General features: G+C 71.1%; 24 protein-coding genes and 1 tRNA gene. 14 read left to right on the top strand and 11 right to left on the bottom strand.

Annotated features, from left to right (window positions below; all coding sequences use genetic code 11):
- Window positions 1–189: 189 nt before the first annotated feature.
- A complete protein-coding gene (locus tag AC07DU_RS24995; protein ID WP_453373205.1) occupies window positions 190–1,443 on the top strand; it encodes a cytochrome P450 in 1,254 nt (417 codons plus the stop codon).
- Window positions 1,444–1,531: 88 nt separating this feature from the next.
- Here the strand turns inward: AC07DU_RS24995 and AC07DU_RS24990 are convergent, their stop codons facing one another.
- Both AC07DU_RS24990 and AC07DU_RS24985 read right to left on the bottom strand, forming a co-directional pair.
- Window positions 1,532–2,239, bottom strand: coding sequence for a CAP domain-containing protein (locus tag AC07DU_RS24990; protein ID WP_479113661.1), 708 nt, complete (start codon window positions 2,237–2,239; stop codon window positions 1,532–1,534).
- Between the two features lie 113 nt (window positions 2,240–2,352).
- On the bottom strand, window positions 2,353–4,380 hold the full coding sequence (locus tag AC07DU_RS24985; RefSeq protein ID WP_479113659.1) for a phosphatase PAP2 family protein: 2,028 nt from the start codon (window positions 4,378–4,380) through the stop codon (window positions 2,353–2,355).
- A 119-nt stretch (window positions 4,381–4,499) separates the two neighbouring features.
- Here AC07DU_RS24985 and AC07DU_RS24980 point away from each other — a divergent pair, with 119 nt between their 5' ends.
- Window positions 4,500–4,841, top strand: a complete 342-nt coding sequence (locus AC07DU_RS24980; RefSeq protein ID WP_479034545.1) for an antibiotic biosynthesis monooxygenase family protein — start codon at window positions 4,500–4,502, stop codon at window positions 4,839–4,841.
- A gap of 117 nt (window positions 4,842–4,958) precedes the next feature.
- On the opposite strand, the gene AC07DU_RS24975 is transcribed toward AC07DU_RS24980, so the two are convergent.
- Window positions 4,959–5,354, bottom strand: a complete 396-nt coding sequence (locus tag AC07DU_RS24975; RefSeq protein WP_453373209.1) for a nuclear transport factor 2 family protein — start codon at window positions 5,352–5,354, stop codon at window positions 4,959–4,961.
- A 106-nt stretch (window positions 5,355–5,460) separates the two neighbouring features.
- On the opposite strand from AC07DU_RS24975, the gene AC07DU_RS24970 reads away from it, so the two are divergent.
- A complete protein-coding gene (locus AC07DU_RS24970) occupies window positions 5,461–5,970 on the top strand; it encodes a GNAT family N-acetyltransferase (protein WP_360903266.1) in 510 nt (169 codons plus the stop codon).
- A 44-nt stretch (window positions 5,971–6,014) separates the two neighbouring features.
- On the opposite strand, the gene AC07DU_RS24965 is transcribed toward AC07DU_RS24970, so the two are convergent.
- Window positions 6,015–8,084, bottom strand: a complete 2,070-nt coding sequence (locus AC07DU_RS24965; RefSeq protein ID WP_479113656.1) for an MDR family MFS transporter — start codon at window positions 8,082–8,084, stop codon at window positions 6,015–6,017.
- A gap of 191 nt (window positions 8,085–8,275) precedes the next feature.
- Between AC07DU_RS24965 and AC07DU_RS24960 the strand changes: the two genes are divergently transcribed.
- Window positions 8,276–9,262 (top strand): peptidoglycan-binding domain-containing protein, encoded by a 987-nt coding sequence (locus AC07DU_RS24960; RefSeq protein ID WP_479113654.1) that lies wholly within the window; start codon window positions 8,276–8,278, stop codon window positions 9,260–9,262.
- Window positions 9,263–9,399: 137 nt separating this feature from the next.
- On the top strand, window positions 9,400–10,083 hold the full coding sequence (locus tag AC07DU_RS24955) for an HAD-IA family hydrolase (RefSeq protein ID WP_479113653.1): 684 nt from the start codon (window positions 9,400–9,402) through the stop codon (window positions 10,081–10,083).
- 1,127 nt (window positions 10,084–11,210) lie between these two features.
- Here AC07DU_RS24955 and AC07DU_RS24950 read toward each other — a convergent pair.
- Complete coding sequence (locus tag AC07DU_RS24950) at window positions 11,211–11,732, bottom strand: DinB family protein (protein WP_479113711.1); 522 nt, start codon at window positions 11,730–11,732, stop codon at window positions 11,211–11,213.
- Between the two features lie 232 nt (window positions 11,733–11,964).
- Window positions 11,965–12,549, bottom strand: a complete 585-nt coding sequence (locus tag AC07DU_RS24945; RefSeq protein WP_479113651.1) for a TMEM165/GDT1 family protein — start codon at window positions 12,547–12,549, stop codon at window positions 11,965–11,967.
- A 570-nt stretch (window positions 12,550–13,119) separates the two neighbouring features.
- On the opposite strand from AC07DU_RS24945, the gene AC07DU_RS24940 reads away from it, so the two are divergent.
- The 4 genes from AC07DU_RS24940 (at window position 13,120) to AC07DU_RS24925 (ending at window position 17,121) form a co-directional block, all read left to right on the top strand.
- Window positions 13,120–13,773, top strand: coding sequence for an HNH endonuclease family protein (locus tag AC07DU_RS24940; protein WP_360899045.1), 654 nt, complete (start codon window positions 13,120–13,122; stop codon window positions 13,771–13,773).
- Between the two features lie 94 nt (window positions 13,774–13,867).
- A complete protein-coding gene (locus tag AC07DU_RS24935) occupies window positions 13,868–15,571 on the top strand; it encodes an alkaline phosphatase D family protein (protein ID WP_479113649.1) in 1,704 nt (567 codons plus the stop codon).
- Window positions 15,572–15,800: 229 nt separating this feature from the next.
- Window positions 15,801–16,430: a DedA family protein gene (locus AC07DU_RS24930; RefSeq protein WP_360899051.1), complete on the top strand. Its 630-nt coding sequence runs from the start codon at window positions 15,801–15,803 to the stop codon at window positions 16,428–16,430.
- Window positions 16,431–16,614: 184 nt separating this feature from the next.
- Window positions 16,615–17,121: a hypothetical protein gene (locus tag AC07DU_RS24925; protein ID WP_479113647.1), complete on the top strand. Its 507-nt coding sequence runs from the start codon at window positions 16,615–16,617 to the stop codon at window positions 17,119–17,121.
- Between the two features lie 11 nt (window positions 17,122–17,132).
- Here the strand turns inward: AC07DU_RS24925 and AC07DU_RS24920 are convergent, their stop codons facing one another.
- Both AC07DU_RS24920 and AC07DU_RS24915 read right to left on the bottom strand, forming a co-directional pair.
- The gene (locus tag AC07DU_RS24920; RefSeq protein WP_360899057.1) at window positions 17,133–17,357 is read right to left on the bottom strand and encodes a DUF2277 domain-containing protein; all 225 of its coding nucleotides are present in this window, start codon (window positions 17,355–17,357) and stop codon (window positions 17,133–17,135) included.
- A 15-nt stretch (window positions 17,358–17,372) separates the two neighbouring features.
- Window positions 17,373–18,026 carry a TRADD-N-associated membrane domain-containing protein gene (locus AC07DU_RS24915; RefSeq protein WP_479113645.1) on the bottom strand — a complete coding sequence of 218 codons (654 nt, stop codon included), beginning with the start codon at window positions 18,024–18,026 and terminating at the stop codon, window positions 17,373–17,375.
- A 125-nt stretch (window positions 18,027–18,151) separates the two neighbouring features.
- Between AC07DU_RS24915 and AC07DU_RS24910 the strand changes: the two genes are divergently transcribed.
- Window positions 18,152–18,226, top strand: a complete 75-nt coding sequence (locus AC07DU_RS24910) for a 50S ribosomal protein bL37 (protein WP_100661309.1) — start codon at window positions 18,152–18,154, stop codon at window positions 18,224–18,226.
- 78 nt (window positions 18,227–18,304) lie between these two features.
- Here the strand turns inward: AC07DU_RS24910 and AC07DU_RS24905 are convergent, their stop codons facing one another.
- Together AC07DU_RS24905 and AC07DU_RS24900 are read right to left on the bottom strand one after the other, a co-directional pair.
- The gene (locus AC07DU_RS24905) at window positions 18,305–19,285 is read right to left on the bottom strand and encodes a GTP pyrophosphokinase (protein WP_479113643.1); all 981 of its coding nucleotides are present in this window, start codon (window positions 19,283–19,285) and stop codon (window positions 18,305–18,307) included.
- A gap of 84 nt (window positions 19,286–19,369) precedes the next feature.
- Window positions 19,370–19,684 carry a 4a-hydroxytetrahydrobiopterin dehydratase gene (locus AC07DU_RS24900; RefSeq protein ID WP_453373220.1) on the bottom strand — a complete coding sequence of 105 codons (315 nt, stop codon included), beginning with the start codon at window positions 19,682–19,684 and terminating at the stop codon, window positions 19,370–19,372.
- 1,078 nt (window positions 19,685–20,762) lie between these two features.
- Between AC07DU_RS24900 and AC07DU_RS24895 the strand changes: the two genes are divergently transcribed.
- Window positions 20,763–21,323 (top strand): hypothetical protein, encoded by a 561-nt coding sequence (locus AC07DU_RS24895; RefSeq protein ID WP_479113641.1) that lies wholly within the window; start codon window positions 20,763–20,765, stop codon window positions 21,321–21,323.
- 208 nt (window positions 21,324–21,531) lie between these two features.
- On the opposite strand, the gene AC07DU_RS24890 is transcribed toward AC07DU_RS24895, so the two are convergent.
- Window positions 21,532–21,606 (bottom strand) — tRNA-Val (locus tag AC07DU_RS24890).
- A 21-nt stretch (window positions 21,607–21,627) separates the two neighbouring features.
- Between AC07DU_RS24890 and AC07DU_RS24885 the strand changes: the two genes are divergently transcribed.
- The 3 genes from AC07DU_RS24885 to AC07DU_RS24875 all read left to right on the top strand — a co-directional run bounded on the left by AC07DU_RS24885 (window position 21,628) and on the right by AC07DU_RS24875 (window position 24,264).
- On the top strand, window positions 21,628–22,956 hold the full coding sequence (locus AC07DU_RS24885; protein ID WP_479113709.1) for a hypothetical protein: 1,329 nt from the start codon (window positions 21,628–21,630) through the stop codon (window positions 22,954–22,956).
- Between the two features lie 534 nt (window positions 22,957–23,490).
- Window positions 23,491–24,015 (top strand): DUF4383 domain-containing protein, encoded by a 525-nt coding sequence (locus AC07DU_RS24880; protein ID WP_453373265.1) that lies wholly within the window; start codon window positions 23,491–23,493, stop codon window positions 24,013–24,015.
- Between the two features lie 33 nt (window positions 24,016–24,048).
- Window positions 24,049–24,264 (top strand): FmdB family zinc ribbon protein, encoded by a 216-nt coding sequence (locus AC07DU_RS24875; RefSeq protein WP_453286528.1) that lies wholly within the window; start codon window positions 24,049–24,051, stop codon window positions 24,262–24,264.
- Window positions 24,265–24,303: the final 39 nt, after the last annotated feature.

Here is a 24,303-nt window from a genome sequence, read left to right as displayed (position 1 = left end):
GCCCGAACTAGTACGCGTTCTAGTTCTGCCCGCAGTCTTATGACCTCACGCCCCGCCACGCAAGGGTCTTGCACGCGCCCTGCACGGTTTCCCCACGCAACGGTTGACGCCCCGGCCCTTGTCACTTCTAGAACTCGTTACTACCTTCGAGCCACCATCTGATGGGCCGTCAGACCTTGGAGTCGCCCGATGTCCTGCCCCGCGCTGCCCGAAGGCTTCGACGCCACCGACCCCGACCTCCTCCAAAGCCGGGTCCCGCTGCCGGAGTTCGCGCAGCTGCGGCAGACGGCGCCCGTGTGGTGGTGCCCGCAGCGGCGCGGTGTCACCGGCTTCGACGACGAGGGCTACTGGGCCGTGACCCGGCACGCGGACGTCAAGTACGTCTCCACGCACCCCGAGCTCTTCTCCTCCACCGTCAACACGGCGATCATCCGCTTCAACGAGCACATCCCGCGTGATGCGATTGATGCCCAGCGTCTGATCATGCTGAACATGGATCCGCCGGAACACACGCGCGTACGCCAGATCGTGCAGCGCGGCTTCACCCCGCGGGCCATCCGCGGCCTGGAGACGGCGTTGCGGGACCGGGCCAGGAAGATCGCCGAGGAGGCCTCGGCGGCGGCCGCCGACGGCAGCTTCGACTTCGTGACGCAGGTGGCGTGCGAGCTCCCGCTCCAGGCCATCGCCGAGCTGATCGGCGTGCCGCAGAAGGACCGCGCCAAGATCTTCGACTGGTCGAACAAGATGATCGCCTACGACGACCCGGAGTACGCGATCACCGAGGAGGTCGGCTCGAACGCGGCGATGGAGCTCATCGGATACGCGATGAACCTGTCGGCGCAGCGCAAGGAGTGCCCGGCCCAGGACATCGTCACGCAGCTGGTGGCGGCCGAGGGCGAGGGCAACCTGGGCTCCGACGAGTTCGGCTTCTTCGTGCTGCTCCTGGCGGTCGCCGGCAACGAGACCACGCGCAACGCCATCAGCCACGGCATGCACGCCTTCCTGACCCACCCGGAGCAGTGGGAGCTGTACAAGCGCAGCCGGCCCTCCACCGCCGCGGAGGAGATCGTGCGCTGGGCGACCCCGGTGGTGTCCTTCCAGCGCACCGCCACCCAGGACACCGAACTGGGCGGCCGGAAGATCAAGGCGGGCGACCGGGTGGGGATGTTCTACTCCTCCGCCAACCACGACCCCGAGGTCTTCGAGAACCCGGACGTCTTCGACATCACCCGCGACCCGAACCCCCACCTGGGCTTCGGCGGCGGCGGCCCGCACTTCTGCCTCGGCAAGTCCCTGGCCGTCATGGAGATCGACCTGATCTTCAACGCGCTGGCCGACGCCCTGCCCGACCTGCGCCTGTCCGGGGAGCCCCCGCGCCGCCTGCGCGCGGCCTGGCTCAACGGCATCAAGGAACTGCGGGTCACCAGCCCGGGCAAGGGCTGAACCGGGGCGGGGGTTCAGGGCGGAGGTTCGGGGCGGAGGTTCGGGGCGGAGGTTCGGGGCGGAGGAGGCTTCCGGCCGCCCGCGCGCGCTACTTCTCGCACCTCCCGAGCGTGACCACGTACGTGCCCGCGGCGACGGCTCCCGCTCCGGCGGGATCGGCCGCGCCGCCCCTCGGCGCGATGCCGAACTCGGTCAGGGCGGGGTTGCGGATGATCTCGGCGTGGGTCGGGCTCTGCAGCCACCAGGTGACGGCCGCGCGCGGAGTACCGTTGCCGCCCCACCCGTTGTAGGCGATCTCGTAGCCCTCCCACGACGTGCCGTTCGCGCAGTACCCGGCGTTCTTGATGCGGGCCGCGATCTGCTCCTGGCCCGTACCGGGCACCTGCGGGTTCTGGTGCGGGTCCTTGCCCTTGCCCCACCACTTCAGGGCCAGCGCGGCCGTCACGTGCTTGTTCGCCGCCTCCCTCAGCTCGGGGGAGTCCGACAGCGGCCGCAGGCCCAGCCGTTGGCGCTCCTGGTTGATGAGGCAGGTCACGCCCTCGGTGGCGGGCAGCACCCCGTACCCGTAGCGGCCCGGGTCGGCGGGAGGCGGTTTGTCGTACGAGTCGGCGCCCGCCTCCTGACAGTGCGGCCACGGCTGGGCGGCGGCACCGGCGGCGGCGGTGGCCGCCGGGACGAGGCAGACGGTAAGAGCACCCGCCGCGGCGAGCGCCACCGCGGCGCGGGCGTGCGGCGTGCGCGTGCCGGCGCGGGTGTCCCTACGCGTGCCAGTACGGGTGTGCGTGCGCTTCCTCATGGAGACGTCCCTCTCTCCCCGAGGCCAGGTCCTCACGCTCCCCGAAGGGGGGAACGGCCTTGGCGCGCCCCTCCCATGATGCCCGCGACGGGTACACCGCGCCATTGCGGGACCTACGAACGCACGCGCGCGGCCGCATCCCGTACGGCCGGCTCCTCCTGCGCACCCGCGGCGGCCCGCTGCACCGGCAGCTTCACCTGCAGCCCCCGCGGCCCGGACAACGCGTACACGAGCCCGAAGCCGGCGGCCACGACGACCGCACCGCCCACCGCGTCCAGTACCCAGTGGTTGGCGGTGGCGACGATCGCGCACACCGTGATCAGCGGGTGCAGCGCCCCGAGCAGCTTCTGCCAGCCCTTCGGCGCCAGCACGACGATCACGATGCCGCACCACAGCGACCAGCCGAAGTGCAGCGAGGGCATCGCCGCGTACTGGTTGGAGATCGCGGTCATCGCCCCGTACGAGGGGTTGGCCAGGTCCTGCGGTCCGTGCACGGTGTCGATGAAGCCGAGTCCGGGCATCAGGCGCGGCGGGGCCAGCGGGTAGAGCCAGAAGCCGGCGAGGGCCAGGACGGTGGCCAGACCGAGCGAGGCGCGGGCCCAGCGGTAGTCGCCGGGGCGCCGCCAGTACAGGACCGCGAGGATCGTCAGCGGGACCACGAAGTGGAAGGAGGTGTAGTAGAAGTTGAAGAACGCCTCCACCCATGGCGTGTTCACGACGGCGTGGTTCACGGCGTGCTCGATGTCCAGGCCCAGGGCCCGCTCGATGCCGTGGATCTGGCTGCCGTTGCCCTCGGCGACCGAGCGGCTGGTGGGGGCCGCCGCGCGGATGTGTGAGTAGAGCGAGTACCCGACCCGTATCAGCAGCAGTTCCAGCAGCAGGTTGGGCCGGGACAGCACGCGCCGCCAGAACGGCAGCAGCGGCACCCGCGCCCAGCGGGCCGCCGCCGGGCGCCCGTAGTCGGTGGGGACGGGGTCGCGCCAGTACGGCGAGGAGCGCGGCTGGAACGGTACGGCGCAGGCCGCGGCCAGCGCGGTGAGCAGCAGCACGTTGTCGCGTACGGGGGCCAGCGCGGCCAGGTTCGGCAGCAGCACCGCACTCGGCAGGGTCATGGCGAGGACCACGGCCACCGGCCACACGGGCCGGTCGGCGGCGCGCCGGCCGACCTTCCCGGCGACGGCGAGCAGGACCCACAGCAGCTGGTAGCGCCAGCCGGTCGGGGACACGGCGACGGCCGTGCAGCCGGTGATGGCGACGGCGAGCAGCAGCTGGCCGTCGCGGGCGTAGCGGACGGCGCGGCGCAGGCCGACCCAGACGACGGCGCTCGCGAGGGCGGCGTAGAGGAGGATCTCGGCGGGCCCGGTCAGGCCGAGGCGCAGCAGCGCGCCGTGGAGGGACTGGTTGGCGAGGCTGTCGGGGGCGCCGCCGAGGCCGGTACCGGCCAGGCGTTCGACCCAGTACGTCCAGGAGTCGCGCGGCATGGCCGCCCAGGACAGTGCGGTGGCCGCGGCGAAGGTCACGGCGGCGGTCCGCGCGGCGGGGCGGCGCCCGGTCAGCCACAGCAGCGGGGCGAAGAGCAGCAGCCCCGGCTGGAGCGCGGCGGCGAGACCGGCGAGGAGACCGGCGGGCCGGTCACCGGGGACGCGGAAGACGGCCAGCAGCACCAGCAGCACGGGCAGCACGGCGGTCTGGCCCGGCGAGGCGGCCTCGCGGACGGGCAGCGAGACCATCATCAGGGCGGTGAGCACGGGCGCGGCCAGCAGCGCGGTGCGCCGGGGCACGGGGTCGGCCAGGGCGCGTGCGGCGAGGAGCCCGATCGCGGCGACGAACAGCAGCGTCACGCAGGTCCAGGCGACCTCCAGCGACGGGGCGGCGAAACCGACGAGCGGCTTGAGCACCAGTCCGGCGAAGGGGGTCCCGGCGAACTGGCCGGTGTCGTAGAGCGAGCCGGGCAGGCTGCCGGGCAGGTGGAGGCCGCTCAGCCATTCGCCGGGTGGCACCCGCAGCACGACGGCCGCCTGTCTGACGGCGAGGGCACCCGCCAGCGCCCACAGGAGGAGGCGTGCCGCCCCGAGCCTGTTGTCATCGCCTATGACTCCGGCATGTCCGTTCGCACCGCTGTGCTCTGCCGCGTTAGCCACGCCCCGCCGGCCTCCCGCCCTGTTGACCGCAACCCTGACTTTGCCTGGCTGCCGCGCTTCATACCGCGTTTCATTACCTGGACGACGATATCCCGCGCCGGATACCTAGGATGGCCCGCATGAGCATCGTGAAGATCAACGCGCTGACCGTACCCGCCGAGCAGCGGGAGGTGCTGGAGCAGCGCTTCGCCTCGCGGGCGGGGGCCGTGGAGTCCTCGGACGGCTTCGAATGGTTCGAGCTGCTGCGCCCGGTGGAGGGCACCGACCAGTACCTCGTCTACACGCGGTGGCGTTCGGAGGAGGACTTCCAGGCCTGGATGGAGGGGCCCATGAAGGCCGCGCACCAGGGCGGGGCGCAGGGCGGCGGGGCGGGCGGCGGCGAGCGCCCGAAGCCGGCGGCGTCGGGGTCGACGGTGTGGTCGTTCGAGGTCGTGCAGCAGGCGGCGCCGAAGAAGGCCTAGCGGCGGGGGCCGCACGGCACGGCGTCGCGGTGGTCCGGGGGCGCAGGCCCCGGACCGCGACTTCTACTCGGCTCGGCTCGGGTCGGCTCGGCTCGCGTCGGCTCGGGTCGGCTCGGCTCAGCTCCAGAAGGTGTCTTCCTCGTCGATGTCCTGGGTGCACGCGTCGATGTCGGTGATCTTGCCGCCGACGATCGTGAAGAAGAGGCCTTGCTGGACCTCGATCCCCCGGTCGCCGCGGTCGCCGCGGGCCGTGTGGAACGCCATGACGTGGCCCCGGCCGTCCGCCAGCACCGCGTGCAGCTCGGTCTGGAAGGTGCCGTTCGTCTCCTCCGCCAGCCTGCGGTAGAGGTCGAGGACGGCCTCCCGCCCCTTGTGGTGTCCGGACAGCGGGTTGTTGCCGGGGACGTGGTGGATGACGTCGGCCGTAAAGAGCGTGCTCAGCGTCTCCAGGTCACCCTTGGCGAAGGCTTCGTAACCACGGCGGACCAGGACGGCGTCAGGATGCTGGGACATGGCGCTCACACCCTCTATTTGTGCTATTTACCCTTTTCCTCATCATCGGCCCGTGCCTGTGGATATTCCAACGCACGCCCTCCGTCCCGGACTCCACAATGACGCCATGGACACTCAACTCCCCCTTATCGAGGCCGGCACCTGGACCGTGACCCCCGAGCCCTACGACACCCCGGACGCCACGCTCCTGCGCCGCGCCTACTACGCCGAGGTCGCAGGCCGGTACTGGAAACGGCAGGTCACCGAAGCCGAGATCGACCAAGGACTGCTCGACTTCCCGGACGAGGGGCTCACCCCACCGACGGGCCGGTTCGTCGTCGGCCGACTGGACGGCGAGCCCCTCGCCTGCGGCGGCATACGGCTCCTCGACCCCGCCACCGCCGAGCTCACCCGCGTCTACGTCGACCGGCGCGCCCGCGGCACCGGCGGCGGGGCCGCGCTGCTCACGGTCCTGGAGGCCGAGGGCCGCGCGCTGGGCGCGGAACGCGTCCGCCTGGACACCCGGTCGGACCTCGTGGAGGCCCGCGCGTTGTACGCGCGGCACGGGTATGCGGAAATACCCGCCTACAACTCCGGCCCGTATGCCGAGCACTGGTTCGAAAAACACCTCGCCTGACTCTTCGGGCCAGTCGGGCACCTCGGGCCGTGCACCCTTCCCTCCTAGCGCAGGGCGTGATCGCGCCGCGGGGCGGCGTCGTAGGGCTCCTCGGTGTCGGATCCGCACAGCTCGCTGTTGAGCTCCTGGACCAGCTTGACCAGGTCGGTCGGCCGGTCCGGGCCCCACCAGTCACCGAGCAGTTCGGCGAGGGACTCCTGGCGGGCCTCGGCCAGCTTCGCGGCGGCCGCGCGCCCCTTGTCGGTCATCACCAGCGGCAGCCCGTCCCGGACGGCGAACCCACGCTCCTCGATCTGGCGCGCGGCCTCGGTGATGGCCCTCAGCGGCACGTTGGTGCGCTCGGCAAGGATCGCGGGCTCCGCGGACCCGTACTTGTTGATCCGCAGCAGGAGCCAGCTCGCGGCGGGCAGCAGGTCGAAGCCGGCCTTCTCGGTGATCCTCTCGTAGACGTGGCGGCGCCCCTCGCGGGTGCCGAGGGCCGACAGCGCGCGGGCCACCTCGTCGTGCGAGGAGCGCTCGACGGGGTTGGAGGCCAGGGTCTCGGTCACATCGGGTGCGGTGACCGAGCCGCGGAGCTTGTCCTCCTTCAGGAACCAGGCGACGAGGAAAGCGACGAGCACGACCGGCACGGCGTAGAGGAAGACGTCGGTGATGGAGGTGGCGTAGGCGTCGAGCACGCGGGGGCGCAGCTCGGCGGGGAGCGCGCCGATGGCCCGCGGGTCGGCCTCCAGCTGCGCGGCGCCCGCGCCGGGCGGCAGCCGGACGCCCGCGAGGGCGGTGGCCAGCTTGTCGTCGAGCCGGTTGGTGAAGATCGTGCCGAAGATCGCCACGCCGAAGGAGGCACCGATCGAGCGGAAGAAGGTGGCGCCTGACGTGGCGACGCCCAGGTCGGCGTAGCTGACCGCGTTCTGCACGACCAGGACGAGTACCTGCATGACCAGTCCGAGGCCCGCGCCGAAGACGAAGAAGTAGGCGCTCATCTCCCAGGTCGAGCTGGTGCGGTGCAGCTGGTGCAGGAGGAGCAGGCCGACGGCGGTGACGGCGGTACCGGCGAGCGGGAAGACCTTCCAGCGGCCGGTGCGGCTGACGATCTGGCCGGAGGCGGTAGAGGAGATCAGCATGCCGAGCACCATCGGCAGCATGTGGACGCCCGACATGGTGGGCGAGACGCCCTGGACGACCTGGAGGAAGGTCGGCAGGTAGACCATCGCGCCGAACATCGCGAAGCCGACGACGAAGCTGATCGCCGAGCAGAGCGTGAAGGTGCGGACGCGGAACAGCCGCAGCGGCAGGACCGGTTCGGCGGCCCGCCGCTCCACGAAGAGGAAGACGACGAGCAGCACGGCGCCAAGGACGGCGAGCCCGATGATCCGGGCCGAGCCCCAGCCCCAGGTGCCGCCGAGGGAGGCGACGAGCACGAGGCAGGTGGCGACGGAGGCGATGAGGAGGGTGCCGAGGTAGTCGATGGTGTGCTTCGAGGGGCGCGCCGGGATGTGCAGGGCGGTCGCGATGACGACCAGCGCGGCGAGACCGATGGGGAGGTTGATGTAGAAGACCCAGCGCCAGGACAGATGGTCCACGAACAGGCCGCCCAGCAGCGGACCCAGCACGCTGGTCGCACCGAAGACGCCACCGAAGAGGCCCTGGTACTTGCCGCGCTCGCGGGGCGGGACGATGTCGCCGACGATCGCCATCGACAGCACGATCAGTCCGCCGCCTCCCAGGCCCTGCAAGGCCCGGAAGCCGATGAGCTGGGGCATGTTCTGGGCGAGCCCGCACAGGGCCGACCCGATGAGGAAGAGGACGATGGCGTACTGGAACAGCTTCTTGCGCCCGTACTGGTCGCCGAGCTTGCCCCACAGCGGAGTCGCCGCGGTGGAGGCCAGCATGTAGGCGGTGACGACCCAGGACAGGTGCGCCATGCCTCCGAGGTCACTGACGATCGTCGGCAGGGCGGTGGAGACGATGGTCTGGTCGAGTGCGGCGATCAGCAGGCCCAGCAGCAGGGCACCGATGGAGACGAGCACCTCGCGGGGGGTGTGCTCGGTGGCGGGGCCGGACTTGCGCGGGCCGGGACCGGGGTCCACGGCCTCCGTGGTCACATCCTGAGCCATCGACTCCTCCTCAGGCCGGATCAACATCTCCATCCTGAGCGGTGTGTCCGGTTATGGCCTCTCGGGCGGGTTGGGAGGGCCCCGGCGGGTCTGCATAATCGCAGGCAAACGGCCAGGGAGGGATTCCAGTGAACGGTGAGCACTGTCCACATTGCGGCGCCGTCGGTGCCGGCTGCGGGTGCGCGCCGGGTGTGGGTTTCAACCCCCTGCGCATCCGCCCGTACGTGACGCTGCCCGACCCGGGCGAACCGGACGAGCCGGCGCCCCCGCCGTCGATATCAGGCGTGGTAACCCCAGCCGCGCACCCGGCGGCGGCGGCAGAGAACGACACCCCGCCGTACGGAACACCCCTGCCGCCGCCCGGCCCGTGGCAGGACGGGCCGTGGCAGACGGGCCCGTGGCAGGACGCGCCGGAGCACCCGTCGAGCCCGCCCGGCTCGACGACCGAGACGACCGAGCTCCGTTCGATCCCGCACGCCGCCCACCCGTACGGCGGCGACACGGAGGGCAGTGTCGTCGGTGACGCCGCAGGCATCACCGACGACAGCGGGAACGGGAGCGGCACGGGGAACGGGAGCTGGGGCGGGGGCGGGGGCGGGGGCCCGGAGAAGCGGACCGGCGGCAGCCCGGCCTCCCGACGCCCGCTGGCCCTGCTGATCGCCGCTGCAGCGGTGGTCGCCCTCAGCGGGACGGCCGTGGCAGTGTGGGTGCTGCCGGGTTCGGCGGGGAGCGATTCCGCCCTGCTGGACGCGAAGGCGTCGGCGCCCGCGGTGAGCGCCACCCCGACCGCACCGACCGCGTCCCCGACCCCGGGCAGCGCGTCCCCGTCGGCGTCCCCGTCGCCCAGCCCCTCGAAGTCGGCGTCGCCTTCCCCGTCGCCGAGCCCGTCCCGGTCGTCGGCGCCGCCCTCCCCGAGCCCGTCGCCGACGGCGAGCCGCTCCGCCAGCCCTTCGGCCCCACCGGCCGCGGCCGGCCCGACCCTGCGGTACGGGGATTCGGGTCCGGAGGTGCAGAAGCTGCAGCAGTTGCTGACGGCTCGGGGTCTCTACGACGGCAAGCTCAACGGAAAGTACGACTGGCGGGTGGAGGACGCCGTGTCGACCTTCCAGTACAACAACGACATCGATGAGGAATGGGGCGTCTACGGCCCGATCACCCGCCGGGCGCTGGAGGGGTAGCGGGGCGGACTTTCCACCGATTGGCGCGGACCCCCCTTTGTTTTGTATCGTGCAGGAACAAAGTGGTTCCGTCCTCTCTCCCTGACCGGTGGACGGAACCACTTGTTCTCTTTCCCGCCCCGTCTGGAGCCCCGCCGATGCCGGCCAGCACCACCACCGCACCCGTCGTCCTCACCGCCAAGGCCCTGCTCCTGGACATGGACGGCACCCTCGTCAATTCCGACGCGGTGGTCGAACGCTGCTGGAGCGAGTGGGCGGTGTCGCACGGACTGGACCCGCAGGAGGCCCTGAAGGTGGTCCACGGCCGCCAGGGCTACGCCACCATGGCCGTGCTCCTGCCGGAGCGCCCGATGGAGGTCAACCACGCGGAGAACGCGGTGATGCTGGCCCGCGAGACGGCTGACACCGACGGCGTGGTCCCGGTCGCGGGCGCCCCGGCGTTCATGGCGGCGATCGCCGGCCTGCCGCACGCCCTGGTCACCTCCGCCGACGCCGCCCTGGCCACGGCCCGGATGACGGCCGCCGCCCTGCCGATGCCCGAGGTACGGGTCACGGCCGAATCCGTCCAGGCGAGCAAGCCGCACCCCGAGGGCTTCCTCAAGGGCGCAGCCGCGCTCGGCGTGACCCCGGCCGACTGCATCGTCTTCGAAGACTCGGCCGCAGGCATCGCCGCCGGCCGGGCCGCGGGCATGCGCGTGATCGGCGTGGGCCCCCGCGCGGCAGCCCACACCCCCACGGCCCACATCCCGGACCTGACGCACCTCACCGTGACGACGACCCCCGACGGCTCGATCCGGGTAACGGTGCGCACGGGGAACTGAGCCGGGCGGGCTTCGGGGGGCGGGAGCCCCGCGGGGCGGCATCAGAGACGCGTATGGGGGTTTCCCGTCAGTCTCATCGTCTCTCCGTGTCGGGCCGGTCCCTCAAGGGCGCTCCCTTCGGTCGCGTCGCTACGCGATGGCCTTCGGCCACCCTTGACCGACCGTCCCGCCCCGGACATACGAAGACTGCCGGGAAACCCCCAAAGGAACGGGCCGGGGGTTCCGGTGTAGGGACGGGGAGCGTGAGACCACCGACCTGGGCCCCGGCCGGCCGGTCCGAGAGGCGGGCCGATCCGGGCAGGGGATCCCGGGTCGGGGGCGGGGGCGGACGCGTCAGATCGCTACGCGCTTCGCATCTCTCAGCGTCCGGCGGCCGTCTGGGGCTGGACATAGGCCGCCCACACGTCTCAGACGTCCTCGAAGGCAGCGTCTGACGGTCGCCTGGGGAAGTTCATGCGCCGGAGCGTGGCTATTCCGAGCTGTATCCGGGTCTGCGTGGGTGGGCGACCAGAAAGCCCTTCGGTTTGCCCCAATTGGGGCGGTCTGTCCACTGGTTTGCGGGAGTGGGGTCGCTCTGATGGGAGTACAGCTCGGCTGAGACGAGGAATCACCGCCCAAGGCCCACAAGCGACCGGCAGTCGCCGTCGACGGGGAGCGCGTAGCGATCCGTGGCGGCCTATTCCCAGCCCCAGACGGCCGCCGGACGCTGAGGGATGAGAAGCGCGTAGCGATCTGACGCGTCACCCCCGACCCGGCGTCCGATGCCGACCGGCCCGCCTCTCGGACCTTGCCGCCAGCGCCAGGCCGCGCATCCCGACCCTCCCCGTCCCTGAAACAGAACGCCCGGCCCGTTCCTTTGGGGGTTTCTCGGCAGTCTTCGTATGTCCGGGGCGGGACGGTCGGTCAAGGGTGGCCGAAGGCCATCGCGCAGCGACGCGACGACGAAGGAGGAGCGCCCTTGAGGGACCGGCCCGACACGGAGAGACGATGAGACTGACGGGAAACCCCCATACGCATCCCTGATCCCGCCCGCGTGGCTCCCGCCCCCAACCCGAAGCCACCCCCAGCCTTCCTGATCCCGCCCGCCGGATCCCGGCCCCCGCCCCCGCCCCCTCGAAGCCCCGCCCCTACTGCCCCAGACGCCCGTCGATCCGTTCCCGTAGGAAGTCCGCGTGGCCGTTGTGGCGGGCGTACTCCTCGATCATGTGGACCAGGACCTCGCGGAGTTCGATCGGCTCGCCGTCGCTGTCACCTGTGACGTCGAGGCCGGGGGCCTGCGCGACGAGCTGTTCGGCGAAGGCGACTTCGGCTCGCCAGGTGGTCCAGGCGTCCGCGACCACCGCCGGGTCGGCCACCGCGCCGGTGAAATCCGCCGTGGGGTCTTCCTCCGAGCGGTAGTGCCGGCGTACGTCCTGGCCCGCCATGACCTGCCTGAACCAGTACTGCTCCACGCCCGCGAGGTGGCGTACGAGACCCAGGAGGGACAGATTGGACGGTTCCACCGAGCGCCGCGCGAGGGCCTTCGCGTCGAGTCCCGCGCACTTGAGCTCCAGCGTCAGCCGCTGGTCGCGCAGGTAGCCGACGAGTACGGCGCGCTCCCCCTGGAACCCCCCGTCGGTACGGGGGTCCTCGTCGGGGTGCACGAACATGTTGGACCAGCCGAACTGCGGATCCGCATCAGACGAAGCCGAAGGCGAGGACGAAGCCGAAGACGAGGGCAAAGGCGAGGGCGCGGGCTCGCCCGAGGCGCTGGTGGGGGCGGTGGTGTCAGTCACCGCACGAGGGTGCCCCGTGCGCGTTCCCGCCGCAACGACATATCCGCCCCGCCGCCTACCCCTACCCCTGCCCCGCCCCCGCTCCGCCCCCGCTCCGCCCCGGCCCCTACCCCCCGATCGCCTCGTACAGCGAGAACACGCCCAGCGCCGCCATCACGGCGGCCGCGATCTTGATCACCAATCGCAGCGGCACGTATTTCAGCAGCGTCCGTCCACCCAGGATGCCGATGCCGGCGACCGCCCACAGGGCCAGCACGGCGCCGATGCCGACGGAGACGGGGTCCTCGTACCGCGCGGCGAGGTTGGCAGTCATGATCTGGGTCAGGTCGCCGAACTCCGCCACCAGGATGAGCATGAAGCCCGCCCCTGAGACCTTCCAGAAGGACTGGTCGGAGGGTGCCTTGACCTTCTCCCCCTCCCCGTCGTCCTTCTTCAGGAGCAGCATGAGCGCCCCCGCGAAGAAGAGGACGCCGACGATTCCCTGGACGAGCCGGTGCGGGAGCAGGGTGAGGACGCTGCCCGCGGCGATGGCGAGGGCCACGTGGAGGGCGAAGGCGGCGGCGATGCCGGCGAAGACGTACGAGGCGCGGTAGCGGGTGCCGAGCAGCAGGCTGGCGAGGGCCGTTTTGTCGGGGAGTTCGGCAAGGAAGACGACTCCGAAGGCGATCGCCATGATGCTGAAGCTGAACACGGGACGGGAACCTCAATCGGTCGGGCAGGACGCCATCGGTACCGAGAGACCTGTTGAACGCGTTCCGGGGTCGCTTCGGCTCGGCGGCGCCCTGGGGTGCGTGTGCGCGTACGGAAACGCGCCTACGCCGGAACAGGACACTGCGGCCGAAGGTCTCGCTGGCCGACCGCTGTCCGCGGCCTGCCTCCGGGCGCCGGCTGGTGTGACCCAGCAGTATGTCGACGGTCCGGCGAAGAGCTACTCCCCTTCTGCTCCGTACACGGTACGCGAGGTCGGCGGGCGACCGGAAGAGGACTTTGGTCCCGTCTGGCCTCCCGGCCCTGATCTCCTGACCCGGCCGGTCCGCTGACGGACGGCCGCCCAGCTGCCTCCCTCGCCCCTTTCACCCCCCTCCCCCCACGGCCGGAATCGCAACTTCCGCTTAAATCCGGCCCGTTGTGGTCTTGATGTGACGTGCTCATGTCGCCAGGCTGTCATCTGGCGCCCATCCCCTCGAAACCCGGCGCCGCCATCCTGGCCACGCCCCGCCGGGGCCGCACGGCCGATCCCCCCGCATCCAGGGAGCCCCTCATGGCACTCATACCCAGCATCTACGCGCGTCGACTTGGCGTGCTCGCGTCAGCGGCTGCCCTCGCCGCGCTCACCACCCTCGTCAACGCCCCCGCCGCCCAGGCCGCCCCGCCCACCCCCATCAGCGCCTCGGCCGCCCGCACGTACCTGGCGACGGTCACGCCGAAGGCGGAGGGTTCCAGCACCGGCTACAGCCGTGACCTCTTCCCGCACTGGAGCACCGTCTCCGGTACCTGCAACACCCGCGAGACCGTCCTCAAGCGGGACGGCGTGAACGTCGTCCAGGACTCCTCCTGCGCCGCGGTCAGCGGGAGCTGGTACTCCGAGTACGACGGCGCCACCTGGACCGCCGCCGCCGACCTCGACATCGACCACGTCGTCGCGCTCTCCGAGGCGTGGCGTTCCGGCGCCAGTTCCTGGACCACCAGCAAGCGCCAGCAGTTCGCCAACGACCTCACCCGCCCGCAGCTGATCGCGGTCACCGACAACGTCAACCAGGCCAAGGGCGACCTCGACCCCGCCGAATGGATGCCGTCGCGGACCGCGTACCGCTGTACGTACGCGCGGATGTGGGTCCACGTGAAGCAGTACTGGGGCCTGAGCATGGACTCCGCCGAGAAGACGGCCCTGGTGAACGTCCTGAACGGCTGCTGATCCGGCCGGTCGATCTTTCCCCCGTCAGGGGGAGGCGTGGCTCCCCCTCTCCGTCGTACCGTGATCGAAGGGGATACGGAGGAGGGGGAGTTGCATGGCCGGATTGCGTCTGGGGCCACTGCTGCGCTACGTCGACTGGGATACGGGCGGTTCGGCGACCATATGGGTCGAGGCGGACCGGCCGTGCACGGCCGAGGTGCGGTGCGTCGGCGGGGCGGGTGGGAGTGTTCGCACCTTCCAGATAGCCGGGCACCACTACGCCTTGGTGCCGGTGACCGGTCTGACCCCCGGCGCGACGACGGCGTATGAGGTGCTGCTCGACGGCCGCCAGGTGTGGCCGCTGCCCGGCAGTGGCTTCCCGCCGAGCACGATCAGTACGCCGGCGGTGGCAGGCCCCGGCCGGCTCGCTGCCGGCCGGTCCGCTCCCGGCCGGTCCGCTGCCGGCCGGCAGGCTCCCGGGCTGCGCGTCACCTTCGGATCCTGTCGTCAGGCCGCGCCGCCCGCCGGCCGGCGCGGGCCGCACGGCGCGGACGCGCTCGACACGCTCGCGTCGCGGCTGGCCGCCGACCCGGAGGCGGTGCGTCCGGACGTCCTGCTGCTCCTGGGCGATCAGGTGTATGCCGATGCGCTGTCCCGGGAGACCAAGGAGTGGCTCTCGGCTCGGCGGGACCTGCGGGATGCGCCCGGAGCGCAGGTCGCGGACTACGAGGAGTACACCCGGCTGTACTACGAGTCCTGGCTCGACCCCGAGATCCGCTGGCTGCTGTCGACCGTGCCCAGCCTGCACATATTCGACGACCACGATGTCATCGACGACTGGAACACGAGCGCGGCGTGGCTGGAGGAGATGCGGGCGACGCCGTGGTGGCGGGAGCGGGTGCTCTCCGGCCTGATGTCGTACTGGGTGTACCAGCACCTGGGCAATCTCTCGCCCGCCGAGCTGGCGGAGGACGGGCTGTACGGGGCGGTGAGCCGGACCCCGGACGGTACGGATGAGCTTCGGGCCTTCGCGTCCGCGGCGGACGCCGATCCTGCCTCGGTGCGCTGGAGTTATCGGCGCGACTTCGGCCGGACCCGGCTGCTGATGGTGGACACGCGGGCGGCGCGGGTGCTGGCCGAGGACGGGCGGGCGATGCTCGATCCGACGGAGCAGGAGTGGCTCCGGGAGAACGCCTTGGCCGGGCACGGCGGTTATGACCATTTGCTGATCGGCTCCTCGCTGCCGTGGCTGATGCCGCCGCTGATCCATGATGCCGAGACGTGGAATGCCGCCTTGTGCCGTGGGGAGCGCGGGCCGCGGTGGGCGCGGATCGGTGAGAATCTTCGCCGGCGCAGCGATCTGGAGCACTGGGCGGCTTTTCCTGCCTCGTTCGCGGCGCTGACGGATCTGATCGAGGAGGTGGGGACGGGTCCGCGGGCGCCGGCGACGGTGTGCGTGCTGTCGGGGGACGTGCACCATGCCTATGTGGCCGAGCCTCGAATACCGAGTACGGCGCGGGTGTTCCAGCTGACGTGCTCGCCGGTTCACAATTCCATTCATACCGTGGTGAAGTGGGGTTTTCGGCTGGGCTGGTCGCGGACGGGCCGGTGGCTGGGGCGCGGTTTCTCCTTGCACGGGCGGACGGGGCGGCCGCCGTTGAACTGGCGGCGTACGGGCGGGCCGTGGTTCGGGAATCAGCTGATGACGCTGGCGTTGTCGGGGCGCGGCGCGCGGCTGCGGCTGGAGCAGGCGCGCAAGGAGCGGGCAGGGGCACGGCTGGTGACGGTGCTGGACCGGGAGCTCGCCGGCGCGGAGTAGCGGCGTGCGCCGTGCCCCGAGGTGGGGCCGGGACGGTGCGGGGCAGCGGGGGGCGCTGCGGGGCCGTGGGGCTGCGGAGTTGACGTGGCGGTGGCTCGGGAGTCGCCCCGGGCGTCCGGGGTGGCGCCGTCGGGCGTACGCTGTATGGCTGTCAGCCGCTCCTGCCGCTCCCCCGCGACGTCGCGGCGCTTCATGCCGCAGCACGTCAACCGGACTGGGGAGTCCCGCTTTGTTTGAGACTTTGGGGTCGCTGACCGCGAGCCCATGGATCTACGCCCTGGTGGCAGTGTCCGTCGTGCTCGATGTCTTCCTTCCGGTGCTGCCAAGCGGGGTTCTGGTGATCACCGCTGCGGCGGCTGCGGCAGCCGCCGGGGCGGCGGGACCCGTGCCGGTGCCGGTGCCCGCTCAGGTGCCGGACATCCTGCTGCTGCTCGTGATCGCCACGACGGCGTCGGTGCTCGGTGACATGGCCGCGTTTCGGCTGGCGCGACGCGGCGGGGCGCGGCTCGACCGGGCCATCGCCCGTTCCCGCCGGCTGACCCGGGCCCACGAGCGCCTCGGTACGGCTCTGGCGCGCGGCGGCGGCGCCCTGGTGGTGATCGCCCGTTTCGCCCCGGCCGGGCGTTCGGTGGTGTCCCTGGGTGCGGGCAAGACGCAGCGCAGGGTGGCGGAGTTCTTGCCCTGGTCGGTGCTGGCGGGCATGGCGTGGGCCGGCTACAGCGTGGCCCTGGGCTACTTCGGCACGCAGTGGCTGGGCACCCAGTGGCTCGGCACCGCGCTCTCGGTCGTCGCCCTCTTCGCCGCGGGCGCCCTGGCGGCCTTCCTCGTGCGCCGCCCCCTCCCGGCGGCGGCAGCCTGAATCCCGGGCGCCTGCTCCCCCTGCCCCTCAGGTCCCCCGGTCGGAGCAGTGGCTCACCCGTTCACCCGGCCCCGATCGCCGCCGCGGGCCTGGGCTCCTAGCGTCAACTGCACGGTGCGCAACCGAATCCGCGTCACATCCGTGCCATGGCCGCGCCGTTTCGAGGAGCCGAGGAGTTCTCTCCATGCCCGTCAAACCGCTCGCGAAGCCGCACGCCGCACCGCGCCGCCTGATGACCGTCGCAGCCGCGACCCTCGTCCTGGCCGCCGCCGCTCCCGCCACGCTCGCCTACGCCTTCCCCTCCGCCACCGTCTCCCCCACGAGCGTCGCCCCGGGCGGCCGGGTCGCCCTGAGCGTCGACGGCTGCGGCACCCGGACCGCCAGGGCCACGTCGACCGCCTTCGGCGAGGTTCGGCTGAACCCCGGCAACGCGGACTCCAGCACCCTCTTCGGCAGCGCCACCGTCTCGCGCAACGCCACCACGGGCACGCACCGCGTCACCTTCGAGTGCGGCGGCCCGGGCGGTGAGCGCGTCACCGCCTCCCTGTACGTCACCCCGGGCGCCGCGCGTGGCGGGACGGGCGGCAGCGTGGGCTCGATGAGCACGGGCCAGATCGCGGTGGGCGGCGCCCTCGCCGCGAGCGCGCTCGGCGCCGGCGTGTGGGTGCTGCTGCGCCGCCGAACGACGTAGCCCCGTACGGCTCACGCCGGGGCGGCCTGCCCGCGTACGTGCACTCCGTCGAGCAGGTCCCGGGTGGCCTCGGCGACGGCGTCCACGGCCGCCTCGAACACCTCGCGGTTGTGTGCGGCGGGCGCCCGGAACCCGGACACCTTCCGTACGTACTGCAGGGCGGCGGCCCGGATCTCCTCCTCGGTCGCCTTCTCGGGGATCGCGGGCGGACGCAGGGTCTTAATGGAGCGGCACATACTCCTACTATCCCGCTACCGGGGCAGCTCGGCGCCCGACAACTTCATGATCAGTCCGGCTTGGAGGCGGGCCCTCAGCCCGGCGTCCTCCACCGTGTCCAGCAGCTCGATGGCCTGCTGGGTCGTCTCGGCGGCCCGCCGGTCGTCGCGCAGCGCGGCGGTCTGGTCGGCCATGTGCTTGAGGGCGAGGTCGGCCCGCCGGTGGAACAGCTGCCCGATCAGGGTCGTGACCAGCCCGAACGAGCCCGTCACGATCCCGAGGTACAGCTCCCCGCCGGCCTCGGCCTTCCACACGGCCAGCGCCACCCCGCAGAGCAGGATCGCCGCCCCGATCCCGGCGAACCGCTGGCTGGTCGCGAAGCTGCTGCGCGCCTGGGTCAGCCCGTAGGCGTAGTACTCGACGAGGAGCGGCGTGAAGTCGTCCCGCCGGTCGGCGAGTCGCGCGGCGGCATGCCGGATGCCGCCGACGTCGTCGAACGTGGAAGCGCCGGGCAGCGCGGACGGCCCGGCCGGCTCGCCCCGTTCACCGAGGCGCTCCCATATCCGCGCCCGCTCCTCGCCCCGCCTGCGCTCGAAGCCGGCCCCCAGGGCCCGCTCGGTCACCACCAGCACCCCGGCGGCCGCGACCACGGCCGCGCCCACCCCGCCCCACGCGAGCCAGTCGCCCATCCTCCGACGATCCCACGCCCCAACGCCGCGGCCAAGCCCCTATGGCCTCACCGCACATGCGGACAAACCAGCCCGAACCTAGACTGACGAAGGCATGAACACCACCGACGAGGGAGCCCTCCACCATGGCCAAGCGAGGCAACAAGCGGCGCGCACGCAAGAAGAAGAAGGCCAACCACGGCAAGCGCCCCAACGCCTGACCCAAAAGACCCCCGACCTTGACCGGCCGGGGGTCTTTTCCACCATTCCGGCGGAGGGTCCAGAAAATCCCCGCCCCCTCACTCGGCTCGGAACTTGGAGTACCGCCTCATTTCCATGTAGCCGTATTTGCGTTTGGCATAGGCGGGACTGTGGATGGCCAGAGCAGCTCGGGCCAGGCCGACGTCCGCGAACGAGCGGCTCTTCACACCGGGCGGATACTGCTTCTCGTAGGCGAGTGCGTCGTCATGACGGTCGCGCAGGATCTTCGCAAGTTCCCGAAGGTCACCCAGATCGATCCACGGCAATTCCGAGATGAATTCCGACACCGCCGTCTCGCTCGCGCGGTTGCGGTCCGGGTACTGCCGCCGAAACAACGCCCGCACCGTATCGCTATTGATGGCCGAATCGAGGATCTCCTCACTCTGGAGGACCTCCCGCTCGGCGCGGGCTGCCGAATGTGCGGCGTCCCGGTTCAGTGTCTGAAACTGCCGGTCGGCCACATAGAGGAGACCGCTCAGCGCATGGAAGTCACGCACCAGGTCGGCGGGGATGCTCTCCTCGTTCTTGTAGGCCAAGTGGTGCGAGATGTTCGCCCAGGCGTCCATCAGGATCGTACGCACCTGGACTTCGAACTTGATGCCCTTGATCTCGTCATACCGGGGCCCCGAGTGCGCGGCGGAGAGCCGGCAAATGTAGTGATGTGACATGTACCCAAAAGAAGAGGCATCCCCCTGACTGACCTTGTCCTCCTCCGAGAGGACATCGAAGGTCCGATTGAGCAGCTCCTGCAATTTCGGCAGATCAGTCAGGAAGAGGCACACCAGCCGCACCCCCACGAGATCCTCAGACTCCGCGAACGGATCGGCGTAGGATTTCCGCTCGACCTTTTCGAGGAAGCTCTCGACGGACTTCACCCGCGCGGTAACGGAGTGAATCTTCACTTTCTGGAGGCTCAAGAGCGCCTTTTCCAGGGAGTGGGTGACCTCGGTCTTGAGAGCCTCGTAGTGAGGTTCGTTAGCAAGAAACGTCTGCTTTATCTCCGCACGCCCTGTCGCCATAGCGGCCATCGTAGGGACCGGCCGCCCGGGCCGCGACAGGTTCCCGCACATCCAGCCGCCGGCCGCCTCCGCGTACGCACGGGCTCAGTCCAGCGGAATCGCCTGGTGCGCGGCCACGATCTCGTCGATGCGGTGCGCCAAGTCGAAGTCCGCGGCGCTCAGCCGGTTCCCCGCGTCGTGCGTCGTGATCGAGGCACGCAAACTGTCGCTGCGCAGATCCAGATCCGCGTGATGCCGGATCCGCCGTGACCGGTCCGCGATCGTCACGATCGCAGCCACCGCAGCGTGATACCCGATGGGGTACGTCCGGACGATCGCGTCGCCCTGCTGCTCCCACCCCGGCAGCTCGGCCAGCCCCTCAGCGATCTCCTCGTGCGTCAACGGCTTCGCAACGCCCATGTCAGCTCCCCTCATCAACGGGCACCAGGACCTCAACAAGACCCCGCCTACCCTGGCATCGCGCCAAGGCCACATCTCCCGCTCCAGAGACCGCAGTTCACGAAGCCTCCCTGTGCCAGGACACTCCTCGCGCCCTGCCTGCGCCGAGGCGACGAGAGGCCGGCCACCCGGTCTGCTCGCAAACCGCCGGCACGATGAACATCTCGTGACCGACAACAACGGGCGGGACTCCACGGGCCTGTGACCCGGCCGTTGTCGGCGGCGGGTCGACGGGACCGCTCAATGCCGTCACCTGGAGCCGGGCCGACCGGCACCACGGTCACCGTCGCGGCGACTGCCAGCACTATGGCCCGGAGGGGCCGATCGCCATCATCCGACGCTCAAGGGCTGAGGCGTAGGCTCCGCGCATGAATGAGTGGATCGATCCCCGGTACGCGGACCTCGTCGAGACGATGCAATGGGTGCAGGCCAACCAGGAGCCGAGCCCCCAAAGGCCTCCGCCCGTGCGCGGTTCGTCGTAGCGGAGCCTAAGGAGAGTTAGTCCACTCCAGCCCCGGCCGGCCCCCTTCCGGCCGAGGCTACTCCCTGGCCTCAGGATGTCGAGCGGCGCACTTCTGGCGCGCGTGGAAAGCGCGCCGGCCCTGCTCCTGAGGCAACTCCCGAGGAAAAGTGGCCTCTTAGTGGATTCGCAGACAGAAGAAGGCTCCTCAGTCGATCGCGACTGAGGGGCCGAAACAAGCTCTCCCCTGCTATTTCCGACCGGTGGGCGCGCACGGTTTCGAACCGCCACATCTGCTTTGTAAGCTCGCCCGGAAGTCGGGCGCGACTCGCCCCGCCGCGGCTTTGGCTCCCCCCGGAGTTCATCGGAAGCTGCAGGCGTCTGCCATCGTTGCTGTCGGCCATGGATGTCAGCCACTGCCCATGCGCGGCCTGTGCGCCCGTGCCCTCCTGCTGCCCTCTTGCACGTCCCACCCAGCGCCTTCACCGTGGGCACGATCAGCTCGCGTTCTCACACGCAGGGGGAGGGCTACACAGAGTGACTTCAGTGACGCCTTGGGCCATAGAGACCTTCGGAGCCGTGGCAAGCCAGCTGGCCAAGACAATCCCGGCCTGCCTCGTGGAAGCCCACTCCAGGGCTCGCCACGCTCATGAGCAAGTCCGCACGCAGACCAAAGAAGCGTACGGCCATGGTCTCCACGCGGCACAGTACGAGACGCTTGCCGCCGGCCTGGCACCATTCGACGGCTCATCCTCCCTACGCATACAGGGCAGGACGGTGATGGTCATCGGCACCCACGCCATCCTGCCGATTCTCTACGCGAAGAGGGATGTCCCGGTCACGGCCGCGCGCCTCGCCAAGGCCTACGGCCCCCGCGCGGACCTGATCCGACGTCACGGCCCGGAGCCGATGCAACTGAAGCTCGACCTCGACCTGGAGGAGCTCGACGAGCAACACATTCATCCGGACGTAGCGCTCCTCCCACCAGAACTGCGGCTAGTCATCGTGGCGTACGCCTGCTCGGTCGAACAAGGCGTGATGCGGGTCGAGTGGGGCTCGGCAGAACTGCGCGACGACCGCTACCTCGTTTGGCACCACCACGAACCACTCCTCCCGCTGGCCAGGCCACGCGCCGCCTAATCGCTGAGTAGCAGACCAGCCCGCCGACCTGCGGCCAAGCCGCCACCAGTTGTCAACGTTGGTCACCAACGAGCGCCCTTCCCCGGCCCCAAGACGGCTCGGGAGGGCACACAAGGTGGTGCACCCCACTGGATGAACGACCTTCTGCGTCCTTCCGCCAACTGGATGCAAAAGGCCCCCCGCCTTGATCGGCGGGGGGCCTTTTCGCTGGTGGGCGCGGACGGTTTCGAACCGCCGACATCTGCTTTGTAAGAGCAGCGCTCTACCCCTGAGCTACGCACCCGTGGATGAGTGGACAGCCTACATGGCGGGCACACCACCCACGCAAACCCGTTCCCGTGGGGGACAATGGACCGGGGCTTTGCGGACGCGGCACGGGAGAGGGATTGTGACGACGGCATCCCGGCGGTGGTTCGGTGGGCGGGACGAGAGTCGGCGGGCGGATGCGCAGGCGGCGAAGGATGCCGCCGCCGCCGCGTTCTACGAGCTGGACACGGCGCAGCGGGATCTGCGGATCTCCATCGAGACGATCGCCGCCGCAGACGGGTCGGCGGCGGGGCGGCAGGCGGTCGAGGGGTTCGCGGCGCTGGGGCGGCGGATCGACGAGGTCAGCCATCACTACATCGAGGCGGTCGACGCGCACGACCTGGACCGGCCCGAGCTGGACGGGGCCGTTGCCACGCGGGCGCGCGAGCAGCTGACCCGGGCGCGCGATGAGCTGGTGCGGGTGCGGGGGGAGCTGGAGCGGTTCGCGCAGGGGCTGCAGCCGCTGCTGGACAAGGCCGAGACACAGCTCGCGCGGGTCGCGCCGGCCCGGGAGCGGGCCAGGGCCGCGCTGATCGCGGCCAGTGAGGCGCTGGACGCCGTACGGGCCAAGGGGATGCGGGCCGATGATCTGGCGGCGCGGCTGGCCGCGCTGGGGCCGGAGCTGACCAAGCTGAACCAGGGCGCGGCCCAGCACGGGGTTCAGGAGACCGTGCAGCGTGCCGACCGGATCCTGCGGGACGCAGAGGCGATACGGGCCGAGGCGGCGCGGCTGCCGGAGCGGGCGGCCGAGATCGACCGGCGGCTGGTGAGCCTGCGCACCCGCGCGCAGGCGTTGCGCAACCGGGCAGACCGGGTGGATCCCGTGCTGAGCGAGCTGCGCAGGAGGTTCACGGCCGCGTGCTGGCAGGACCTTCAGCACGTACCGGATCAGGCGATACGGGACGTCGCCGAGGCCGAGGACCGGCTGTTCGAGGCGGGCCGGGCGCGGGACGAGCAGCGCTGGGGCGACGTGGGGACGCTGATCGAGGCGGTCCGCGGGGCGCTGGAGGCCACGGACGAGGCGGTGTCGGCGGCGCAGGACCGGCTGACGCGGCTGGAGGCCGTGGCGCGGGACCCGCAGGCGGAGGTGGACCGGACCCGGTTCGCGATCCGGGATGCGCAGCGCCTGGCCATGGCGGGGCGCAGTGTGCCCGATCCGCGGCACGCACGGCCTCTGGACGAGGCCGTGGCGCGGGTGGGCCGGGCGCGGGAGGCCCTGGAGGGGCGGCACCCCGACTACTGGCATTTCCTCCAGGAGATGGAGGAGGTACGGGTGGCCGTGGCGCGGGTGGTGGCCGACATCCGGGGTCAACGCGCCGCAGGGTGAGGGCGGGGTGGCCGGGGAACGAGCCGCGGGGTGAGGGGTGCGCAGTCGCCGGACAACCGGTCGCGTAGTGAGGGCGCACTCGCCGGACAACCAGCCGCAGGGTGAGGGCGCAATCGCCGGACAACCAGCCACAGGATGAGGGCGCACTCGCCCGGCAACCAGCCGCGCGGTGAGACCGGAGTTGTCGGGGGCTGGGCATCGGCGGATGCTGGAGGTTCCGGGGGCGGACGCGTACGGGGTTCCGGCCATGGGGTTTCGCGTACGGAGTTCCGCTGGCGGACAGCCGGAGACGGAGCAGAGGAGGGCGGTATGGCAGCCCACACGTCCCACACGTCCCACACGTCCAGGATCTTCCACAGGCCGCGTGCGCGCCGTACGCCGCAGGCGCCGCCTCCCGTACCGCACGCCTCCTACGTGCCGCACGCGCTCTACGGGTGCACCGAGCCCCACGAGCACTACGCGCCGTTCATGCCCCATGAGCCGCATGCGGCGACCCACCCGCCGCAGGAGGTCTCCCCCGGATACCTGCAGCGCATGCTGCATCCCGTCAACGCCCGGCTCGACGAGCACCTGCCCGCCGATCACAAGCTCAGCAAGGTCTACCGGGTCGGCGCCGGCCTGACCGGGCTGCTGCTGGTCGCCTTCGGCGTCCTGGGGCTCATCGACCGGATCGGGTTCTTCGACACGGGCGGGGACACGGTGCTCGCCCTGAACACCAACGGTGCGCTGAGCGTCCTGTCGATCTGTATCGGGGCGCTGCTGTTCATCGGGATGGTGATCGGCAAGACCTTCGCCTCCACCCTGAACATCGTGCTCGGGGTGGCCTTCATCCTGAGCGGGTTCGTCAATCTCGCCCTGCTGGACAGCAGCTTCAACTTCCTGGCGTTCCGGATCCAGAACGTGCTGTTCAGCTTCGTCGTCGGCGTGATGCTGATGTGGTTCGGGATGTACGGGCGGGTGGGCAGCGCCCTGCCGCACGACAATCCGTACTGGCGCGCCCGACACCCCGAGCAGGCGGCCCGGGAGCAGCGGGTTCGCAGAGGGGTGGGGCGGGCGTAGTCGCCGGGCCGCTCGGCTGCGTAGCCTGTGCGCATGCCTCGCTACGAATTCCGCTGCCGGACCTGTGACGACACCTTCGAGGTCAGCCGTCCCATGGCCGAGTCCTCCGCCCCCGCCGACTGCCCCGCCGGGCACGCCGACACCGTCAAGCTGCTGTCCGCCGTCGCGGTGGGCGGGACCAGCAGTGCCCCCGCGCCCGCCCGGCCGGCGGGCGGCGGGGGCTGTTGCGGTGGAGGCGGCTGCGGCTGACAGCCGTACGGGCCTCAGGCGGGCTGCGCGAAAGCGTCA

The organism is Streptomyces sp. NPDC045695, from assembly GCF_056432025.1.
Note: the sequence above shows the minus strand (reverse complement) of the source record. Positions and strands in the feature narration are given on the sequence as shown.

Excerpts from the sequence above, each read along its gene's own strand:
- AC07DU_RS24995 (WP_453373205.1), top strand. The coding sequence starts at position 190 with ATGTCCTGCCCCGCGCTGCCCGAAGGCTTCGACGCCACCGACCCCGAC.
- AC07DU_RS24990 (WP_479113661.1), bottom strand. The coding sequence starts at position 2,239 with ATGAGGAAGCGCACGCACACCCGTACTGGCACGCGTAGGGACACCCGC.
- AC07DU_RS24980 (WP_479034545.1), top strand. The coding sequence starts at position 4,500 with ATGAGCATCGTGAAGATCAACGCGCTGACCGTACCCGCCGAGCAGCGG.
- AC07DU_RS24975 (WP_453373209.1), bottom strand. The coding sequence starts at position 5,354 with ATGTCCCAGCATCCTGACGCCGTCCTGGTCCGCCGTGGTTACGAAGCC.
- AC07DU_RS24970 (WP_360903266.1), top strand. The coding sequence starts at position 5,461 with ATGGACACTCAACTCCCCCTTATCGAGGCCGGCACCTGGACCGTGACC.
- AC07DU_RS24965 (WP_479113656.1), bottom strand. The coding sequence starts at position 8,084 with ATGGCTCAGGATGTGACCACGGAGGCCGTGGACCCCGGTCCCGGCCCG.
- AC07DU_RS24955 (WP_479113653.1), top strand. The coding sequence starts at position 9,400 with ATGCCGGCCAGCACCACCACCGCACCCGTCGTCCTCACCGCCAAGGCC.
- AC07DU_RS24950 (WP_479113711.1), bottom strand. The coding sequence starts at position 11,732 with ATGTTCGTGCACCCCGACGAGGACCCCCGTACCGACGGGGGGTTCCAG.
- AC07DU_RS24940 (WP_360899045.1), top strand. The coding sequence starts at position 13,120 with ATGGCACTCATACCCAGCATCTACGCGCGTCGACTTGGCGTGCTCGCG.
- AC07DU_RS24935 (WP_479113649.1), top strand. The coding sequence starts at position 13,868 with ATGGCCGGATTGCGTCTGGGGCCACTGCTGCGCTACGTCGACTGGGAT.
- AC07DU_RS24925 (WP_479113647.1), top strand. The coding sequence starts at position 16,615 with ATGCCCGTCAAACCGCTCGCGAAGCCGCACGCCGCACCGCGCCGCCTG.
- AC07DU_RS24920 (WP_360899057.1), bottom strand. The coding sequence starts at position 17,357 with ATGTGCCGCTCCATTAAGACCCTGCGTCCGCCCGCGATCCCCGAGAAG.
- AC07DU_RS24915 (WP_479113645.1), bottom strand. The coding sequence starts at position 18,026 with ATGGGCGACTGGCTCGCGTGGGGCGGGGTGGGCGCGGCCGTGGTCGCG.
- AC07DU_RS24905 (WP_479113643.1), bottom strand. The coding sequence starts at position 19,285 with ATGGCGACAGGGCGTGCGGAGATAAAGCAGACGTTTCTTGCTAACGAA.
- AC07DU_RS24900 (WP_453373220.1), bottom strand. The coding sequence starts at position 19,684 with ATGGGCGTTGCGAAGCCGTTGACGCACGAGGAGATCGCTGAGGGGCTG.
- AC07DU_RS24885 (WP_479113709.1), top strand. The coding sequence starts at position 21,628 with ATGGCGGGCACACCACCCACGCAAACCCGTTCCCGTGGGGGACAATGG.
- AC07DU_RS24880 (WP_453373265.1), top strand. The coding sequence starts at position 23,491 with ATGCTGCATCCCGTCAACGCCCGGCTCGACGAGCACCTGCCCGCCGAT.
- AC07DU_RS24875 (WP_453286528.1), top strand. The coding sequence starts at position 24,049 with ATGCCTCGCTACGAATTCCGCTGCCGGACCTGTGACGACACCTTCGAG.